This is a genomic window from Bacillus sp. FSL E2-8868, from assembly GCF_038005505.1.
Classification (GTDB): Bacteria; Bacillota; Bacilli; order Bacillales; family Bacillaceae_G; genus Bacillus_A; species Bacillus_A mycoides.
The window spans coordinates 278,456-297,635 of sequence record NZ_JBBOTI010000003.1 but is presented as its reverse complement, the minus strand read 5'-3'; the positions used below and the strand labels follow the sequence as shown (position 1 = coordinate 297,635).

At 35.8% G+C, this 19,180-nt stretch carries 16 protein-coding genes; 7 read left to right on the top strand and 9 right to left on the bottom strand.

All coding sequences use genetic code 11. The features are described from left to right. Window positions 1–117 precede the first annotated feature (117 nt). From NSS74_RS22660 to NSS74_RS22650, 3 genes are read left to right on the top strand one after another with little or no spacing between them, the layout of a single operon-like run. Window positions 118–606 carry a zinc ribbon domain-containing protein gene (locus NSS74_RS22660; protein ID WP_340814363.1) on the top strand — a complete coding sequence of 163 codons (489 nt, stop codon included), beginning with the start codon at window positions 118–120 and terminating at the stop codon, window positions 604–606. 5 nt (window positions 607–611) lie between these two features. After that, complete coding sequence (locus tag NSS74_RS22655; protein ID WP_340814361.1) at window positions 612–2,165, top strand: hypothetical protein; 1,554 nt, start codon at window positions 612–614, stop codon at window positions 2,163–2,165. A 13-nt stretch (window positions 2,166–2,178) separates the two neighbouring features. Continuing rightward, a complete protein-coding gene (locus NSS74_RS22650; RefSeq protein ID WP_078421823.1) occupies window positions 2,179–3,558 on the top strand; it encodes a zinc ribbon domain-containing protein in 1,380 nt (459 codons plus the stop codon). Window positions 3,559–3,749: 191 nt separating this feature from the next. On the opposite strand, the gene NSS74_RS22645 is transcribed toward NSS74_RS22650, so the two are convergent. Both NSS74_RS22645 and NSS74_RS22640 read right to left on the bottom strand, forming a co-directional pair. Next, entirely contained in the window at window positions 3,750–4,052 is a 303-nt protein-coding gene (locus NSS74_RS22645) for a DUF3910 family protein (RefSeq protein ID WP_002034795.1), read from the bottom strand. An 85-nt stretch (window positions 4,053–4,137) separates the two neighbouring features. Next, window positions 4,138–5,016 carry a cell wall-binding protein EntA gene (locus NSS74_RS22640; protein WP_002167369.1) on the bottom strand — a complete coding sequence of 293 codons (879 nt, stop codon included), beginning with the start codon at window positions 5,014–5,016 and terminating at the stop codon, window positions 4,138–4,140. Window positions 5,017–5,693: 677 nt separating this feature from the next. Between NSS74_RS22640 and opuD the strand changes: the two genes are divergently transcribed. Continuing rightward, window positions 5,694–7,208 carry a glycine betaine transporter OpuD gene (gene opuD, locus NSS74_RS22635; RefSeq protein ID WP_340814358.1) on the top strand — a complete coding sequence of 505 codons (1,515 nt, stop codon included), beginning with the start codon at window positions 5,694–5,696 and terminating at the stop codon, window positions 7,206–7,208. Between the two features lie 306 nt (window positions 7,209–7,514). Next, window positions 7,515–7,649, top strand: a complete 135-nt coding sequence (locus tag NSS74_RS22630; RefSeq protein WP_002068447.1) for a hypothetical protein — start codon at window positions 7,515–7,517, stop codon at window positions 7,647–7,649. 155 nt (window positions 7,650–7,804) lie between these two features. Here the strand turns inward: NSS74_RS22630 and NSS74_RS22625 are convergent, their stop codons facing one another. The 6 genes from NSS74_RS22625 to NSS74_RS22600 form a co-directional block, all read right to left on the bottom strand. Next, complete coding sequence (locus NSS74_RS22625) at window positions 7,805–9,106, bottom strand: glycosyltransferase family 2 protein (RefSeq protein ID WP_340814356.1); 1,302 nt, start codon at window positions 9,104–9,106, stop codon at window positions 7,805–7,807. Further along, window positions 9,103–9,858: a diguanylate cyclase domain-containing protein gene (locus NSS74_RS22620; RefSeq protein ID WP_201053373.1), complete on the bottom strand. Its 756-nt coding sequence runs from the start codon at window positions 9,856–9,858 to the stop codon at window positions 9,103–9,105. The genes NSS74_RS22625 and NSS74_RS22620 overlap by 4 nt, the downstream gene beginning before the upstream one ends. A 260-nt stretch (window positions 9,859–10,118) precedes the next feature. After that, entirely contained in the window at window positions 10,119–11,330 is a 1,212-nt protein-coding gene (locus NSS74_RS22615) for a NupC/NupG family nucleoside CNT transporter (protein WP_340814354.1), read from the bottom strand. A gap of 362 nt (window positions 11,331–11,692) precedes the next feature. Then, a complete protein-coding gene (locus tag NSS74_RS22610; RefSeq protein WP_002167372.1) occupies window positions 11,693–13,438 on the bottom strand; it encodes a C40 family peptidase in 1,746 nt (581 codons plus the stop codon). 211 nt (window positions 13,439–13,649) lie between these two features. Continuing rightward, window positions 13,650–14,534 (bottom strand): D-amino-acid transaminase, encoded by an 885-nt coding sequence (locus NSS74_RS22605; RefSeq protein ID WP_002016184.1) that lies wholly within the window; start codon window positions 14,532–14,534, stop codon window positions 13,650–13,652. A 575-nt stretch (window positions 14,535–15,109) separates the two neighbouring features. Then, window positions 15,110–17,038: an LTA synthase family protein gene (locus tag NSS74_RS22600; protein WP_012262002.1), complete on the bottom strand. Its 1,929-nt coding sequence runs from the start codon at window positions 17,036–17,038 to the stop codon at window positions 15,110–15,112. 550 nt (window positions 17,039–17,588) lie between these two features. Between NSS74_RS22600 and NSS74_RS22595 the strand changes: the two genes are divergently transcribed. Together NSS74_RS22595 and NSS74_RS22590 are read left to right on the top strand one after the other, a co-directional pair. After that, window positions 17,589–17,954 carry a YkvA family protein gene (locus NSS74_RS22595; RefSeq protein ID WP_002016186.1) on the top strand — a complete coding sequence of 122 codons (366 nt, stop codon included), beginning with the start codon at window positions 17,589–17,591 and terminating at the stop codon, window positions 17,952–17,954. A 50-nt stretch (window positions 17,955–18,004) separates the two neighbouring features. Then, on the top strand, window positions 18,005–18,496 hold the full coding sequence (locus NSS74_RS22590) for a metal-binding protein (protein ID WP_012262000.1): 492 nt from the start codon (window positions 18,005–18,007) through the stop codon (window positions 18,494–18,496). Between the two features lie 146 nt (window positions 18,497–18,642). Here the strand turns inward: NSS74_RS22590 and NSS74_RS22585 are convergent, their stop codons facing one another. Continuing rightward, window positions 18,643–18,960, bottom strand: a complete 318-nt coding sequence (locus NSS74_RS22585; protein WP_340814352.1) for a DUF4870 domain-containing protein — start codon at window positions 18,958–18,960, stop codon at window positions 18,643–18,645. Between the last annotated feature and the right edge of the window lie 220 nt (window positions 18,961–19,180).

Here is a 19,180-nt window from a genome sequence, read left to right as displayed (position 1 = left end):
AACAAAAAATGCTCAAAACAGAAAAAATGAAATTCTAATTACACAATTAGAAAATCATGGTAATATATATAATGTTAATTTTGTATATTACTATGTAATTAAAAGGAGAGAATTTGTTTGTCAGATTTACAATCGAAGTTTGGTAATGGCATGAATAAGTTGCAAGAGGGAATTGAGCAAGGCAAGATGAAGTTGCAAGTAGCACAGGAAATGGCGCAATTAAAGAAGATTACACAAGAGAAGTTACAAGGAAAAACTGAAATTTTACTTGAACTTGGTCAAACGGTATATATGCAACTTCGTGATGATGAAGTTCGAATAGATTTGTTGAAAGCTATTGTAGCACCAGTGCAAGAGCTTGATGTTGCTATTTATAACACGCGCAGACAAATTTCTAATTTACAGAGACAAGAACAAAAAGGACAGTGTAGTTGCGGTGGTCCATTATCATTAAATGATAAATTTTGCGGGCAGTGTGGTAAAGAAAATGAGTTACTCCTTCAATCAAAAAATATTGAAAAAGAAGCATGTTCTTCATGTGGTGAACAAATTGCAACGGAAGCTACATTCTGTCCAGCATGTGGTATGAAGCAAAGTAAGGAGTGAGGAACATGTATTGTAAAATTTGCGGTTTAGAACAGCCTGAGGCAGTAAACTATTGTACACATGACGGCTCAAGTACGGATAGTATAGATAGCCATGTTATGTTAGTCCCGCAATCTTCGAAGTATTGCCGAACATGTGGACAGGAAAGTAAAGAATATGCTACATATTGTGAGAAATGCGGTGATTCTTTATTAGGAGTCGCCCGAAAAGAATCGAACATGAAATTACCAAATGCAGGAGCGCAATTACATGTAAATGCATCAGGAAGTATGCTGAAAAAAGGATTATTCGGTGGTGCTTTTGCAATTGTATGTATGTTCATTGCAGGCTTCATTGGCAGTTTAATAATAGATTCTGCTATAAATGATGTAGTGGAGACAGCGGTTAGAAATACGGATGGTATGTTGAATATGACTACCATTAATCAATCATTTATTGGTATAGCACCATTAATTTTAATGTGTCATTTAATAGGTATTGAAATTAGCGGGAGCGGGGCATACACGATGTCATTCCTTCTTCATATGCCATTATTCATCTTGGTAACTATTCCGGCACTTATATTAGGTGGAAGTGGATTTTTTGTTGAAAGAAACAAACCTTCAATTAGTTGGCGAGAGAAGTTCATGACATCATGTGTAATTGGCATGATATACGGTATTTTCTTATGTATTGTAAGCTTTATAGCAAGTTCTTCTACATCTATTTCTTATTTCTATCAAACGATGACTATTGATGTTGTATATTCTCATGTTGTTAGTTTATTGTTTGGTATTATATTTGGCCTATTATTCAGCTTTATTGGTATGAGTATTGAAGCAGGACCGCATCGTATGCTTTCTTCTACTAGTCAGTTTGTCCCGTATGTAACGTCTATTTATTATAGTATAGTGACTGTTTTGAAAGGACTACTTATTACATTTGGTATTATACTTATTACGATTTTATTTAGTAGTTCAAAATCAATGGGTCCAATTGATTTTCCAGAGAAGGCGTATAAAGTATTACTTTCTTTAGAAGCAACACCTTTCATGTGGAATATGGCCCACCTTTCTCCAACTGAAATTGAGTGGGGAAATATGGAGAGAGAAATGCATAGATATTCAGTCGAAAAAGGGCCACTGCATGTATCGTATATGTCAGGCATATCAATACAGGGTACGTCTTTAAAAGACCTGGAAATCGCTAATGGTGCTAGTGCTGATCGTATAAAAGATATTGATGATTTTAATTCGTATTTACATTGGTGGGGATTATTAATTCTTCTACCATGTATTCTACTAGTTAGGGCTGGAATGAAATTGGCTCAATATCGTATGCGAAATATGTACGTAACTATAGCAGTGTTTAGTGCTGTTTATACAGTGATGATGCTTTGTATAAATGGATTAGCAAAAATTCATATTACAGCTTCAGGAAGTAAGGAAATTATGAAGGAGTTCGCTGGAATTTCTGGACCGATATTATCTATTCAAAGTAACACGCTATATTTAATAGTAGGTAGTTTTCTTATTTCTTACGTATTAACATTCGCGGGTATGAAATTAGTGAAAAAATAAGGGGGAGAAATACTTGAAGTTTTGTGGAACATGCAATAAACAAGTTGCGGATCATTTGAACTTTTGTCCTGATTGCGGAAGTAAAGTAGAAGAAATTGCTGATCAAACAGCTTCTTCTCACTCAGAAATGCGTAGAGAAACAAAGTCAGTGAAAAGTAAGAAGAACATGTTTTTACTTATAGGTTTTGTCATTGTTTTTGCTATTTTGTTTGGCGCATATAAATTCGGTGCGAGCAAGTTTTCGAAGGAAAAGCAAGTAAATGCAATGATTGAAGCATTCCAAAATAAAGATGTGAATGCAATCGATGAGATTTTGAAAGTAGACGATCCAACCTTAAAGGTTAAGACAGAAGATATTAAGGCGTATATCCGTTATTTAAAAGAGAATCCTTCTTATAATAAAGAACTGTTATCATATTTGCAAAGAGAGACAGTAGATCAAAAGTTAGCAAGTGATAAAGCATCTTTTAAAGATGGGAAAATTATAGAAGACGGGAAAGAATGGTTCTTGTATCCGAAGTATAAGTTCAGCATGAAGTCGTATTACATGAATGTTAGCACAACTGCAAAGAATGCTGAAATATATGTGAATGATAAAAAAGAAACAGAGCTTTCTAGTGATAAAACTTCGAAAGAATTAGGTCCATACTTCCCGGGTGCTTATGTTGTAAAGGCAAAGGCGAAGACGGAACTTGCTGAATTAGAGACAGAAAAAGAAGTGGATTTAGCAGATGAAAAGAATGGGACAGTAGAAGTGAATTTATCACTTGAAGGAAATTATGTAACCATTTCATCTGATGAAAATGATGCAACTGTATTTGTTAATGGCAAGAAACGTGGAAAGTTAAATTACGGAAGTTATAAACTTGGTCCTGTACCAACGGATGAAACGGTAGAAGTACATTTAGAGAAAAACGCTGAATTTGGTGTGATGAAATCTGAAAGTATTAAAGTTGGAGATCAAAGTACATATTACTTAAAGTTCCCAAAAGAAGCTTCTAGTTCAGCGGTTGGAGATTTTGTACAAAATCATATTTATAATAACGTGCGTGCAATTGCATTAAACGATTTTAGTTTAATTGAAAATGATTATGATAAGAGCGGGAAATCGTATAAGGAAGACCGTGATTACTTACAATATCTACACAAAAAAGGAATTACAGAAGATTTATTGACAATGAATATTCGCAATGTAGAACGTCAAAGTGCAACGAAATATAAAGTAACGACATATGAAGAATATCATATTCGTTACGGTGACGGCTCTGTAAAATTCAAGAGCTTTAATAATGACCATATCGTTACTGTTAATGGAAATGGAAAGATATTGTACCATTCTCTTGGAGCGAATAATACGCTGAAATCAGAGGAAGTATCTGGTCCGACTCATTAATATAAGAAAGAGGCTGTTCAATTTTGAACAGCCTCTTTCTTTAGGTAGCTTGCCGTTATTGTCAATCTTTGACGGTAAATCGATATTCCATGTTGAACCGTTGATATAATTTTCTCTACTCGTGTTCAAGGGAAAGTAAAAAGGATATCACCTAGTTGGGAAATTCTAATAGGTGATATCCTTTTTTGCAATTAGAAGCGGGCTTCCTTTAATATCGCTTGTACATATGGATCATTTAATATTTGCTTTATGAGCGGTAGCATTTCTTGCTCGAATGGAATATCAATAGGGAATGGTTTTTGAGAGCCTGGTTTTATTCCGTATTGTACGAGTTTGTAATGTGTATTTTCTTCAGACTTGAGCACAATTAATTTATAGCGATTGTCATCGTTTGTTAGTGAGAAGTCAATTGCGATTGCATCATATGTTACATCATCTTTATATATGTACGGCTTTGGTGTACCGACCCAGTCTACCTTAGCTTGTAAATTCATGGACGTCACCTCCTTATATGTATTATATAAAAAATAAAAGCCAGCTCTCAATAAAGAGAACCGGCTGTAATTTAGCAGTCATTGGTTATTTTAAAATTTTCACTTTAACAGTTTTGCGTCCCCATTTTTGAGCAGCGCTATCTGATCCAAGTAGGATGTCGATACGGTTACCTTTAATTGCACCGCCAGTATCTCCAGCGATAGCTTCTCCGTAACCTTCTACCCATACTTTAGATCCTAATGGGATTACTTTCGGGTCAACAGCGATCATTTTCATGTTTGGGTTCGCTGTTAAGTCATGACCCATTGCAGTTAATACACGGCCGCCGTATGTGCCACCGTTTTCACTTGGGTGAGCTGTATATGCAGTAGCTACAACTGTTAACTCACGACCACCAGAAGGTGTGCTAGTCTCAGCAGCTTTCACAGCAGGCTTAGCAGCTGGTTTTGCTTGTGCTGCAGGTGCTTGAGCTTTAGCTGGTGCTACAGTTTTAGCAGGAGCAGGTTGTTCTTGTTTCTCGATAACAGGTGCTGTACCTGTTAAGAAAGGAACGTGAACATAAGCTGTTTTCCCATTATATTCAAATTGTAACCACTCATTTTGTACTTGGTTCGTTGTTTCGATCATATCGTCTTTCTTAAGCGTTCCAAGAATTTCTGAGTTTGTGTTCGCTTCAGCACGTACATTTAATACGTTAGCTGTTACATAGTAAGAGTTCTTTGTAAACTCTGCACTTACGAATGCGTCTTTACCATCTAATTTGATTTGTGACCATCCGTTTTCTGTATTTAGAACATCTAATTTATGACCATTCTGTAATTTACCGACAACTTTTGATTCAGTAGTAGGGTTTTCTCGTACGTTTAGTACGTCTGTTGTTACAACAGTTTCTGCATTAGCAGATGCGGTGAAAATCCCAAGACCAAAAACTGCTGCTGTTGCTATTCCAATTAATTTTTTCATGATAGCCTCCATTGCGTTTGTTTTCGTGTCCTCATTATAGCAACAGATTTTTTCGGATTTTTGGAAAACACACAATTACAAACCATTCGTAATAAGTCGTTAACACTTTGTAATATAGCTAGAATGAGAGGAAAGCGTTTTTCATTCCATATAATTAGTAGGTTTCTAGTTATATTCAAAATATTTAATACAACATATTTTTTTCGGTGCAAATAAAAATATTACAGGGGTGTTACATAATGATTACTATACAGTTACATTCCTTGAGTATTTTACCGTTTTATGGGTAATATAGTTATATAAACATAAACATCTCGTTTGTGAAGTTATAAACACGCGCTATATACTAGCAAAAAACCGCATAATTGTTACAAGAAGAAAGGGTTGTAAAGAATAAATCTGCCCTTTTTTAAAACTGTAACACATCCTTTTTTGGGAAAATCTCTTCCCATCCGTATTTTTCTCACACAATTTGACAGTAGTATTCCAATCTTGTAGCTCTTGCAGAGTGGAAAGGTTGTACGGAAGGTAAGGCTGTCCATAAGAACTCTAATTGGTGAAGGCAAACTTGAGAGAGCCGAAAGAAAATCACCACAAAAAACTATGGTTTTCTATCCGATTTAACATATCGGAATTTATGATTTTTACAAGAAATGAAACATACGAAGGGGGATTTGATGAGGAAACTGACGAAAACATTTATTGTCTCATTAACATTATGTATTGCATTTACACTTTGGGGGATTATTCCCGAATCTATTATTGGAAAAGGTAGCTTAGGAAATGTAACGACTGTAATTCAAGCTGCGTTAGTTAGTAAGTTTGGATGGTTCTATATTATTTCCGTTTCTATTTTCTTAGGAATTGCTATTTTCTTAATTGTTTCTAAGTACGGTTCGATTCGTTTAGGTAAAGATGATGATGAACCTGATTATAGTTATATGACATGGTTTGCTATGTTATTTAGTGCCGGTATGGGAATCGGTTTGGTTTTCTGGGGCGTCGCAGAACCGATGAACCATTTATACACACCTCCGTTTGGAGAGAGTGCGACTGAAGAGAGTGCACGCCTTGCACTTCGTTTCTCATTTTTCCATTGGGGATTACATCCGTGGGGATTATATGCACTTGTAGCATTATGTATTGCGTATTTTACATTTAGAAAAGGAAGAGCAAGTACAATTAGTGCGGCGGTCGGTCCGCTATTTAAAGGCGGTGAACATAGCCGTATTGCCCATATGTTTGATGTTCTAGCTGTGTTTGCAACAGTATTTGGTGTGGCGACATCATTAGGACTTGGGGCAAAGCAAATTGCGGGTGGTGTTAGTTATTTAACATCCATTCCAAACTCATTACCGACACAGCTAGTAATCATCGGAATTGTAACTGTTCTTTATATGCTATCTGCGCAAACGGGACTCGATAAAGGAATTAAATATTTAAGTAATGCGAATATTATTTTAGCGTTTGCACTTATGATAATTGTATTATTTGCAGGTCCAACAAACTTTATTATGAATTATTTCACTTCAACAATCGGTTCATACATTCAAGAATTGCCAAGTATGAGTTTCCGTTTAAGTCCATTAAATGAAGGCGGAAATCAATGGATTCAGTCATGGACAATTTTCTACTGGGCATGGTGGATTGCATGGTCACCATTCGTAGGTACGTTTATTGCTCGTGTGTCACGCGGGCGTACAATTCGTGAATTTGTTGTTGGTGTGTTACTCGTACCAACAGTAATTGGTGCGCTTTGGTTCTCTGTTTTCGGAGGAACAGGTATTCACATGGAGCTATTTGATGGTGCAAATATATATGGACAAATTAAAGAAATGGGCACAGAAGTAGGATTGTTTGCTATGTTAGACCAAATGGGTAGTATAGGACCGGCTTTATGTGTGTTAGCTATTTTACTTATTTCAACATTCTTTATTACATCGGCAGACTCTGCTACGTTTGTTCTAGCGATGTTAACGACACATGGTAGCTTAAACCCACCAAATCGTATTAAAATGGTTTGGGGTATTGTTCTAGCGGCGTTAGCTTCGATCTTATTGTATGTCGGAGGATTAGAGGCGCTGCAAACTGCGTCGATTATTGCGGCCTTCCCGTTCGTATTTGTTATTTTCTTTATGATTGCAGCACTATTTAAAGAGTTGCAAAAAGAAGGACGCATGAAACAACATTAATAATAGAAGAAAAAAATTCTGTATATATAAATAGTATTAGGACTGCCGACATTCGGCAGTCCTTTTTCACTGTTCTATACTATTGTAGGAAAAGCATTACTTTGTTACGGAATACTATAGATATCGGTAATTTAAAAAGAAAAATCGATATAGTTCGACAATATCCGATATTTTACACATTATATTCATATTTTTGACAAAAATATGTCGGAAATGTGTTGTTACTTTTATGTATATGTGCTATATTATTTCCTGTAAGCGATTTCAAATAGTTTTAAAGCGCATTCAAGGGGGACAACTAGAATAATGAAACGTTACGAAAGAAAGTGGAAGCATATTTGTTTGAAACGTGTGGCACATCGAAATGCCCAAGAAAGCACGGAACCAAAGACTGAAACTCGTAAAGAGCATCAAGAGAAGCAATTGGTTCTACAAAAATAGCAATCACTTTTTCGTATATAAATGAAGGTCGATCGTTCGTTGGGGGATGGACGTGAAATAACTTTCAGCTAAGGGGTATTGTCTGATATATATAGTATTACGGTAAAAAATAAGCACAGAGCATACGGCGCTCTGTGCTTATTTTTTAATGAAATCTATTTTTCTTTTTTAAATCGTACTGTTTTATCCCAACCAATTACTTGTTTCTTGCTCTTTGCACGTAAGTAAAGAATGAGACTGCGAATAAACAAATACGTAAAGAGCTGTGCGTACGTAAAGTACATAATGACGCTTATGAAAATATTGGTCGGTGTAAAGGTTCGTTCGACGCTCTGGGCACTAAATAATTGAGAAACATATGTAATATATGCGACATACCACATAAATAGTAATGGAATGCTATATTGAATTTGGAATATGCCGAGCAGTCCAATTACAAACCAAACGTTTGAAATGATTAGGAATAGCCAAAATACGACATACACTAAAACTTGTTGTAAGGAATGGACGAGAAGTTTTCCTTTAAAGAAGCTTAACGAAGAAAACATTTTTTCTAAAATGTATAAGTTTCCTTGAAGCCAACGTGTCCGCTGTTTTATAAGGATTTTTAAATGTTCAGGTTCTTGTTCCCATGTAATCGATTCCGGGACGATTGGTAAGAGATAGCCCTTTTGGGTAATTCTTAATGTTAATTCGGCATCCTCTGCAATTGCATAAGGATCATAGCCGCCAAGTTCTTCTAATGCGGAACGACGAAGAAGCATGTTTGTTCCGGTTAGTGAACCTGTTTGGAATAATAGCCAGCGTCCAGATTGCATAAGGAGCTGGAAAATCTGAAATTCTAATGAAATCATTCGTGTAAGCCAGTTTCTTTTCTCATTTACTGTACGAACGTGTCCAACTGCTCCAACGGCATCCTTTGTTGTTTCAGCATGTTCTACGAGCATTCGCAGTGCATGTGGTTCAGGTTGATTATCTGCATCGTAAACACAGAAATATTCACCATCCGAAATGCTAAGGCCGTAGTTTAATACACGCGATTTTCCTTTCGGTTCGCCAGGTGGTACACGAATGTGATGAATATGAGCATAAGCTTTGTCGAAATCATCTCCAATTTCAGGTGTTTCATCTTGAGAGTTATCGTTTAATAAATAAACGTTTAGTTTGCCTGGGTATTCAATCTTTGCCATTGCTTCTAATGTATCTTTAATAACAACCCCTTCATTATGGGCAGGTATTAAAATATCTACACTTGGATAATGTTCTAGCGTACGATCTTTTCGTTTACTATTTCGATGAATTAAACCCGCAATTGTTAAGAAAGAGTAATAAACGAGTAAACCAGAGAATAGGAAGGCCGTAAAAATCAATACATATTTAATTGAAAATGTGATGCTGATCCAGAAAACAAGTACACAAAACAAAATAAATAAAAGAAGCATAACGAGTGTCATCATAATGTGATATGTCCTTTTGTATTGATTTGTTCTCGTTTTATTTTAATATCTTGAATTGCTTCAGCAGCAAGCCATTGTGCCATTTTTGGATGTAGACGGTTCATTACAATGTCAGCACCGGCTTCATTTGTATTTTGTAATAAAATAACTAATGTGTTGCTGTCATATTCAGCAGCAAGGTCAAAGTCAGCTCTGACTGTATCAACTAATAATGAAGCTACACGATCCATGACACTTTCTTTCGTATATTTACTAAAGGAAGTGAAATCAAAGAAAATGATAATGCCTGTTTCATTACGACGATTCATCGCAGTTGTTAATAAAGCTTGTCGTCTTTCGAATTCTTGTCTTGTTAATAATTTTGATTCTCCAATGTATTGCTCAAGCACTCTTACCCGTTCAGTTAACTCTTTATTTTTAAGGATAACCTTTTTTAATAGATGGGTTGAAATATAAACAATGAAGAAGTTAGCTGCCATCAGGAAGTGGGTAATAATATATTCCCATTGATCTGATGTACTCCATAAGTGAAGCCACGCTTGATAAAATAAATAGAATACTGAAATGATTGTTCCCAGTATGAAGAAAATAAATGCTGTTTTATCAGGTAAAAATAAGAATAGTACATTTATGATGACATATATAATTGTAAAAATGAGCGCGTGCTCATATTTCGTCACATGTACAGTAGTAAAATAAAATAAAATTTGTAAAATCCACATAGAGAGGACTTTATAGGACTTATCTTTCACGAAACTTTCCTCCTTAAAAATAATTCGTGCTGGATATTTGTAGTATGCACAATTATTAAGAAATGACCATGTAGCTGGAAGTTTTTTGGGGCGAGATACATCAAGTAGTATCCCTCTTTTATAAGAAAAAATAAACAGACATACTAATTATTGTAACATAGCGTCTATACATCTATACATAAAGTATTTAATATATACGAAAATTATATTTATGTTATATAAAAAAGCCTCCTCTTTAAAAGAGGAGACTTTACATGAGTTTATAGGAACATCATACCTGCGACTGCTGCGTTTAAGAAGTTCGCTAGTGTACCAGCGATAACTGCTTTAATCCCTAATTGTGCAATTTGTTTACGGCGAGTAGGAGCTAACGTTCCTGTTACACCTAATTGAATTGCGATAGAAGAGAAGTTTGCAAAACCACAGATTGCAAATGTTAAAATCATATTTGTTTTTGCAGAGAACTCTGCCATGTGTGGTCCTAAGTTTGCGTATGCAACGAATTCGTTGATTGCAAGTTTTTGACCGATAAAGCTTGCTGCTTGTATAGCTTCACCTGGAGAAACCCCGATTAAGATTGCAAATGGTGATAATAAGTAACCGAAGATTAAATCAAGGCTAAGTTTAATATCGAACAAAGAACCAACCAATCCTAATAAGCCATTTAATAAAGCGATTAATGCGATGAAAGCCATTAGCATTGCAGCTACGTTAATAACAAGTTGTATACCTTCAGATGCACCGCGTGCAGCTGCATCGATAACGTTTGCGTCTTCACGCTCTGTTGAAAGTTGAACGTTATTATCTACTTTTTCTGTTTCTGGCATAATTAGTTTTGCAATTAATAAACTTGATGGAGCTGCCATAATTGCAGCTGCTAATAAATGTTCTAACGGAATACCCATTGCTGCATAGCCGACAAGAACTGATCCGGCAACAGCGGTCATACCACTTACCATAATAGTGAAGAATTCACTGTTAGTTAAACGTGCTAAGTATGGTTTAATTAAAATTGGTGCTTCTGTTTGTCCTAAAAATACAGTTGTTACTGCATTTAAGCTTTCTGCCTTAGAAGTTCCAAGAAGTTTACTTAATGCACCACCAACGATACTAACAAATTTCTGCATAATACCTAAGTAATATAAGATTGCAACTAATGAACTAATAAATACAATTGGAAGTAGTGCTTGAATAACGAAAACAAATCCCCAAGGGCCTTTTGCGTTGACTAAATCCCCAGCAACGAACCTAATTCCCTCGTAAGAAAAATTAATTAATCCTTGAACGCCGTCAGCAGCAACTTTTAAGCCTGCTTTTCCAGCATCCCATCGCAATACGATAAATGAAAATGTCATTTGTAATGCTAGCGCGATTAAAATTGTGCGCCAATTAATAGCTTTGCGGTTAGAAGATAGTAAGAAAGCAATTGCTAATACTCCAATCACGCCGCCAATTCCCCATAAAACATTCATGCAGTGTATGCTCCTTCCTCATAGTAAAAAAGTGTATAAACCAGTTGTCTATACTTTTGCGAATATAACATCTTAAGTAACTTATCATAATGGACATCGGAGGTCAAACGTCTAACGAAAAGTTTAAATAAAAAGAAAATTCTTTGAAAAAACACATATAAAATGAATAGACATGAAATAGGTTATGTTTTTTGTTGAAATATATTCATTATGATAACGTTTTGGGCAATTTCAATAGAATATAGTGTATGAAATAGGAGAATGAACGCATAATTTTTTCGTAGAGAGAATGAAAGGGGATTACTATGTTGAGTCTTTTAAAAAGAGCCTTCTAGTAAACTAGAAGGCTCTGAAACTATAACTTAAGGTGCTTTCGTATACCCTAAGAAATGGCTTTTCCAATAAGAGTTGTTTAATGAAGCGATTGCTACACCTTTATCTCCGGATTGGATGAATGATCCCCCGCCAAGGTAGATACCCATGTGAGAAGGACCTGCTTTATAAGTATCTTTGAAATAAATTAAGTCTCCAGGTTGTGGACTTGAAGTTTGTGGTAAGCTGCTCCAATATCCAGCAACACTTTGGCGGCTAATGTTATGACCAAATTTCTTAAATACGTGGTAGATGTAACCACTGCAGTCAACACCATTAGCAGAAGTACCGCCCCAAACGTATGGTACGCCTTGCATAGATTTCGCGTATGCAAGTAGAGAAGAACTGTCACCGCTATTATTAGTATTATTATTGTTGTTATTATTTTGATTGTTATTTTGGTTGTCGTTAGGCTTATTATCTACTGCGCCACCAACTGGTGTTTTAGATAGGAAACGTGTTCCGATGTAACCAGTTTGACCGTTGTAGTTAATTTTGCTCCATCCAGAGTTTTCAGAGATTACTTGAACCTTCTGTCCTTGTGGGAGTGCGCCTATGATTCTATAATTTGTACCTTCGCCGCTACGTACATTTAGCGCAGAAGCATTAATGTAGTAGTCGCCAATTGCACCTTGATCAGGTTGTTTTGGCTGTTCAGGCTGTTTCGGTTGTTCAGGAGTAGCTGTGCCACCTTTAACGAATTTTACAAATTCGCTACTAACATAGCCTGTTTTTCCTTGGTAGTTTACTTTAAACCAGCCGTTTTCAGATCCAACTACGTTTAATGTTGTACCATTTAACACGCCGCCAATTACACTATGGTAAGCTGCAGGGCCTGTACGAACACGTAGAGATGTTGCGTTAACAACGTAAGTACCACCAGTTTGAACAGTTCCATTATTATTTTGCTCTTGGTTGTTACCTTGAGTGACGTTTTCGTTAGAACCGCCTTTTGTTACGTAGTCCTTGCTTAAGTAAGCAGTTTGTCCCGCGTAATTGATTTTGAACCAATCTTGAACTTCGCCTACAACTTGTACTACTTGTCCTTGTTTAACAGAACCTACAGTTGGATGAGAAGTGCTAGGACCTGTACGAACGCGAAGGGAAGATACATTTACTGTATAGTTTCCACTTGCTGGTTGAACAGTTGCTTCATTGTTACTATTGTTGTTATTGCTTGTAGAGCCAGTATTTGAAGAAGCGCCTGATACAAATTGGCTACTAACATAACCAGTTTGTCCGTTATGGTTGATTTTCACCCAACCATTTTCTTCTCCAATTACGTTTAAAGTTTGTCCTTCATATACACGTCCTGAAACAGAACTAGAAGTGTTAGGAGCTGTACGTACACGTAATACATCAGCAGTAACTTTATTGTTTCCACCTGTGCTTACATTGTTATTCGTTGCTCCGTTTTTTGATACAAACTCGCCACTAACAAAACCAGTTTGTCCATTAACGTTAATTTTGAACCAACCATTTTCTTCTCCAATTACGTTTAATGATTGACCATTATAAACGCGAGAGATGACGTCGTGAGAAGTACTTGATCCTGCACGAACGTGTAGTACGCTAGCATTCACCGTATATGATGAATTGTTTGATGCGGAAGCTTGGACAGTTTGTGTAGCAGCTTTTTGTGTATTTTGTTCAGGGGCAGCTTGAACGCTATCAAGTGTAGGGGCTGCTCCTCCTGCTACAGACACTGCCGCAAGACCGGCAAGGTATTTTTTCATAATTTGTCGATTCCTTTCTGTCTGTAATGTAGTGAAGAAATATTTACCAACTGTTAAAAATTCTAAAGAGCATGTCGATTACTGTCAAGACTTATGTGGTAATCTGAATATGACAAAAAGGTTACAAAAAAAAAATCAAGGTATAAATCTGCACCTTGATTTCCATTTAAATACATATATTTGATGTGGAAAATGAGAAGATTATTCGTATTTAGGAAGATGTGCTGTTGGATTTTAAAAGGCTTTGAGAAAATGACCTTTGTAGTAATTTGGTGATAGGGCCAACTTGACCATCTTGAATCGCAGTTCCATCGAGATGGGTCATCGGTAAAATTTCAATAGTCGTTCCCGTAAAGAAGCATTCATCTGCTTGATAAACATCGCGAACGCTGAAAAGCTCTTCCTTTACAGGAAGTTGAAGAGTGTTAGCTAAAGAAAGGACGTACTGACGAATAATGCCGTTTAAAATAAGGTGATTGGCTGGATGCGTATACAGTGTTCCGTTTTTTATAAGAAAGAAGTTAGAGTGGCTACCTTCAGTTACAATACCATTTCGTACGAGAAGTGCTTCTTTACAACCTTTGCGTTCAGCTTTCGTATAAGCTAATACATTTGGTAATAAATTTAACGATTTAATATCACAGCGGAGCCAGCGTGTATCAGGTTCTGATATAGCACGTACACCGTATTCAATCCATAAAGATGGTCTTTCTTTTTTTGAAATATAAGCATAGATTGTCGGAGATATGTCATATGAAAATGCATGTGCTCGAGCTTGTACACCACGAGATACTTGTAAGTAAATTGTTCCGTCTTCGTGGAAATTATTGTTTTCAATTAATTTGTAGAGTAAGATGATGAGTTCGGCTTTTGAGAAAGGAAGTGATAATTCTATTTCTTCAAGGGATCGATATAATCTTGTTAAATGTGGGTCTAATAAGTGAAAGTTTCCGTTATAAAGGCGAATAACTTCATAGACGCCATCACCAAATTGTAAACCTCTTTCTTCAAGTTCTATGTACGCGCGATGTTTTGTTGTATCAATAACTGCATCATTCCATAGTACAAATCTTTCGTATGCCAATTTTCGTCCCATCCTTTCGTTAGTACATGAATAAAAATCACTATAGTAATTTTTATGTAAGCAATTCTATACATATGACGTATATGTATTTTGTAAATCACAGAGAAGTAGTGGTGATTTATCCTGCATTAACTGCCCGTAAACGCCCGATTGGTGAGGGCTAATAATCAGTGGGGGATGAACAAAACACCCACTGATTAAAGTTTCACTTTATAGCATTTTGTATATACAAATTCGGAAATGAGAAATAAGAATCCTGCTTTTTGAAAAAAAAAAGCAACATTCGTATGGAATGCTGCACAAGGAGGGTAGCTATCATTCATAGGGACATCGTCTTTAAAGGTTTCATTTATGCAAACAAAACACTTGGAAAGACAATTATAAGAAAGTTGAAAACAAATGATGCACACATTTCTCTAAGGGATCTTATTGAAGATGAGAGATAAGAAATATGTGGAACCTTGTTTACATATTTTATTATAAAGATGTTTCGTTAATGTGGTGTAAATATTAGGTGAAGGTTATGTAATTTTAAAGTTAATGAATAGGAGAGGAAGGATAGCAGAAAATAAAAAAAGAGGCTGAGATTACTCAGCGCTCTTCTTTTCTTCTTTAATAGCTGTCTTTACTTCACCAGTTTTGATCTTGTTACTTTCAGAGAAGCGAAGTAAGTCACCTTCAATGATTTTGTCAGACATGTTCAATTCATTTTGGGCACGATCAATTAGTGGTTGAGATTCTTCTTTCGGTAATTGCACAACTTCGCCAGTAGTACGGTCGTAGAATGTACTGTTCGTGTACATGTACTTATCTGTAACGAAGCTACCGTCACGAAGAACAACGAATCCTTTATTTTCTGGTGAGAATACATCATGACCGAATTGAATTTGATTCGTAGAATCTACACCAAGTAGGTTTAGAATTGTTGGCTTAATGTCAATTTCACCAGTTGGTTTTGAAATTGTTTTACCTTCTTTTTGACCTGGAACGTGAATAAACATCGGTGTTTTTTGTAAGTTCATATGGTCAAATGTAGTGATTTCTTCTTTTCCTAAGAACTGTGCCATTGCACGGTTATGGTTTTCAGAAATACCATAGTGATCACCGTAGAATACGATAACTGAGTTGTCGTAAATACCTTCTGCTTTTAGACGCTCAATAAAGTGTTTCATTGCTTCGTCTAAATAGCGAGCAGTTACCATGTAACGGTCAAATACGCCATCACCAGAATTGTATTCATCGATTAATTTCGTACTGTCATCATAAGTGAATGGGTAATGGTTTGTTAAAGTAAGGAAGCGAGTATAGAACGGTTGCTTCACTTCTTTTAACATATCGATAGATTGATCGAAGTATTCGATATCTTTTAATCCCCAATTTAATTTTGTTTCTGGCGTAATTTTGTAGTCAAGCTCGTTGTAGTAACGATCATAACCAAGTGCCGGATACATAATGTTACGGTTCCAGAACGTTGCGTTATTCGCGTGGAATACTGATGTGTGATATCCTTGCTGACGCAAAATTTCTGGAGTTGCTGTATATTCGTTATTACCGTGTGTGAAGAATACAGCACCACGGTCTAGTGGATACATTGAAGTATCTACTAAGAATTCAGCATCAGACGTTTTACCTTGCCCAGTTTGATGGAAGAAGTTATCGAAGTAATAACTTTCTTTCGCAAATTGGTTTAGGAATGGTGTAACTTCTTGTCCGTTAACTTGCGCACCAATTAAGAATGTTTGTAATGATTCAAGAGAGACAACAATTACGTTTTTCCCTTTTGCAGTACCAAACATATTTGGATCTGGTTTACTTTGTGTTGTTTTCACATAGTTTTCTGCTTCTTGCAATTTACTACTATCAGCAAACGCTTTTTGTGAACTTGATTTTGCTTGTAAGCCAAGATCGTATGCTTGGTGTACATATAATCCTAGGTTTTTAACAAGCATAACGCGGTCGAATGAACGTGTTAATAGTTCTGGACGCTCAGCTTCTGCAAATCCTAGGTTTACGCAGAAAATAGCAACCGTTGACACGAAGTATAGAGAACGCATCGGACGTGCTACACGTTCTGTCGGTGCAAAATCTTTCTTCTTCTTCAATAGAACGAAGAATACGATAATATCCGCAAATGCAAGGATGATTTTGTAGTTAAATAATTCTTTCACACTAGAACCTAAACTTCCGAAATTAGACGTTTGTCCTAATACTGGTAAAGTAACGAAGTCATTGTAGAATCCGTAGAACATTACGTTACCAACAAGAATGAACGTTAAGATAAAGTTAATTCCTAGTGCTATATAGTTACGTTTTTTCCCTTTTGCAAATAATGCAAGACCCACAAACAGTAATGATGCTGCTAATGGACTAATGAATAAAATGAATTCTTGCATGAAAGATTCAAGTTTTAAATCGAAGCTAGTGCGTGTAATGATGTAGGTTTTTAGCCATACGGCCAAAGCTACGAATAAAGTGAAACGCACATTTTGAAATTGTGATTTCATGGTTTCTTTCATTCATTTCCACCCTTTCTCTATCAGGCTTGGTCGATTTTGGAGCGAAAAATGTTAAAATAAAAAATACATAGTTTTCTTGGTCATAATTAGAGTTTCTATATTCACCCATATACGACTTTAACTATGCATACCCTTTTTGGTTTCTTGTGCTGCTCATAAGCATAACGTCATTTCTGTATTATACAACAAAATTCATTTCTGAGAAACACTATAACATTTTACATTTTTTGTATGTGATTTGTCACTACCAGAGAAAACTTTAACATTCGTTTATAGGCTCGTCAACTAGAAAATATAACAAAAATAGAAAAGAATGTTAAGCGGAATTGAAAGTTTTTTGGTTGAGAAATATGGAATAGAAATCTTTAAGTGGTTGTCTAGAAAACTATTATATGAAGGAAAATACGAAAAAATTAACGAACACTTGTTCTTTTTGGTTTTGTTTGTTACAATGAAATTTCATTGATAGATTATGTGTAATTTTGATGAACTTTTACTGATAACATAACATATTGTAGCTTATTTCTTTTGAAAATAGGGAGGCTTTTGAATGAAACAAAAATTTTCAGTTGAAGCGTTTTGGAAGAAAATAAAACATGTTGCGAAGCAGGCAGGGCAGTCGGTAATCTATGCGAGTTTATTGTTGTTTTACGTGTTGCAAAGACCGGATGTTCCAAAACGAGTGAAAATTATTGTAATCGGAGCACTTGCTTATTTCATTGCACCGATTGATGCCATTCCAGATTTCATTGCTGGAGTCGGTTATACGGATGATTTAGGTGCGTTAATGGCCGCACTATTACAAGCATCGATATACGTAAATGAAGATGTGAAAGATAAGGCACGAGTGAAGTTGGCAGAATGGTTTGGTTCGGATATAGACACATCATTTATCGATCAAAAATTAGATCAATAGGTGAGAACTGTCATAGGATGACAGGGCGAACGTAAGCGAGGAAGTGCATTATGCCATCAGGAAGAACGCATACGAAAATAAACTTAATATCCCTTCCGGTTGTTTTGTTTGTGCTCTTTTCGTATGGATTAACAAGTTTTGATTTTTTATTAACTTTTGCAATTGGCTTTTTAGTAGGTACTTCATTTCTAACACCGGATTTAGATACGTACAGTAATGCGTATAATAAATGGGGATTCCTCCGCATTTTTTGGTATCCATATAGGAGCGTAATGCCCCATCGTTCCTTCTTCACACATACGATTATAATTGGTGATATTATTCGTATTGCATACATGTTAATCGTGTTTTCTCCGTTTTTATTCCTATTAAATATAATCGCATTCGGTGGAAATTTAATAGAAATTGCGAAGGAACACGAGGTTGAAATTGTAACGTTTGTAATGGGGATTGTTGTGGCGAGTACGCTCCACATTATAGCGGATAAAGCGAATACGCGCCGAAAGAAAATGATGAGAAAAAAGAAGAAACGCAAAAGATAAAAAAACCGTCCCAAAAGGTATTTTGGGACGGTTTTTTTGTTATTAATAGGTAGGTTATTCTTGTTGAATCGCCGATAAAATTTCATTTATGATCATGCGACATCAATTTTTGGACAGTTTCTTTTTAATCAAACGCTTGTTTAAAACTAAGCTTTCAGTACTTTAATACCTTTCACGATATTCCAAATGAAGTAGTATAAGCTAATGATTCCGCAAATGCATAAGACGATGATTGCTCCAATTCCAAGTGTTACGTCTGGTTGACCAGATCCGATGCCCATAATTCCTAAAATAACTAATCCAATAAATGAAGCGATGCTTGGAACGATATGTGTCCATAGAGCACGTTTCGCATGTGGTTTCGTTTCAGAATCGCCCACAATCCACACGATAATAGGGAATAAGATAGGTGCAAATAATACACTAAAGTATGATAAAGCTGCTAATATTTTGTTTCCGTTCATATATATCACCTCATAAGTAATGTCCGTTGTTATACTTTTAGTATGCGATAAATTTGGCAACCTTCCTATCGATTAACATTACAAAAACGTGACGCTTTTGTAAGATTTCCTTTTTAAATAATGAAATTTTCAAAAAAATCTTTTTAAATGAAAATTGTTGTGATAAAATTATTGAAAACGTTTTCTTAAACGTTTTGTATTTTTTAGACTTAAAGGTATG

Excerpts from the sequence above, each read along its gene's own strand:
- NSS74_RS22655 (WP_340814361.1), top strand. The coding sequence starts at position 612 with ATGTATTGTAAAATTTGCGGTTTAGAACAGCCTGAGGCAGTAAACTAT.
- NSS74_RS22645 (WP_002034795.1), bottom strand. The coding sequence starts at position 4,052 with ATGAATTTACAAGCTAAGGTAGACTGGGTCGGTACACCAAAGCCGTAC.
- NSS74_RS22640 (WP_002167369.1), bottom strand. The coding sequence starts at position 5,016 with ATGAAAAAATTAATTGGAATAGCAACAGCAGCAGTTTTTGGTCTTGGG.
- opuD (WP_340814358.1), top strand. The coding sequence starts at position 5,694 with ATGAGGAAACTGACGAAAACATTTATTGTCTCATTAACATTATGTATT.
- NSS74_RS22630 (WP_002068447.1), top strand. The coding sequence starts at position 7,515 with ATGAAACGTTACGAAAGAAAGTGGAAGCATATTTGTTTGAAACGTGTG.
- NSS74_RS22625 (WP_340814356.1), bottom strand. The coding sequence starts at position 9,106 with ATGATGACACTCGTTATGCTTCTTTTATTTATTTTGTTTTGTGTACTT.
- NSS74_RS22615 (WP_340814354.1), bottom strand. The coding sequence starts at position 11,330 with ATGAATGTTTTATGGGGAATTGGCGGCGTGATTGGAGTATTAGCAATT.
- NSS74_RS22610 (WP_002167372.1), bottom strand. The coding sequence starts at position 13,438 with ATGAAAAAATACCTTGCCGGTCTTGCGGCAGTGTCTGTAGCAGGAGGA.
- NSS74_RS22605 (WP_002016184.1), bottom strand. The coding sequence starts at position 14,534 with ATGGGACGAAAATTGGCATACGAAAGATTTGTACTATGGAATGATGCA.
- NSS74_RS22600 (WP_012262002.1), bottom strand. The coding sequence starts at position 17,038 with ATGAAAGAAACCATGAAATCACAATTTCAAAATGTGCGTTTCACTTTA.
- NSS74_RS22595 (WP_002016186.1), top strand. The coding sequence starts at position 17,589 with ATGAAACAAAAATTTTCAGTTGAAGCGTTTTGGAAGAAAATAAAACAT.
- NSS74_RS22590 (WP_012262000.1), top strand. The coding sequence starts at position 18,005 with ATGCCATCAGGAAGAACGCATACGAAAATAAACTTAATATCCCTTCCG.
- NSS74_RS22585 (WP_340814352.1), bottom strand. The coding sequence starts at position 18,960 with ATGAACGGAAACAAAATATTAGCAGCTTTATCATACTTTAGTGTATTA.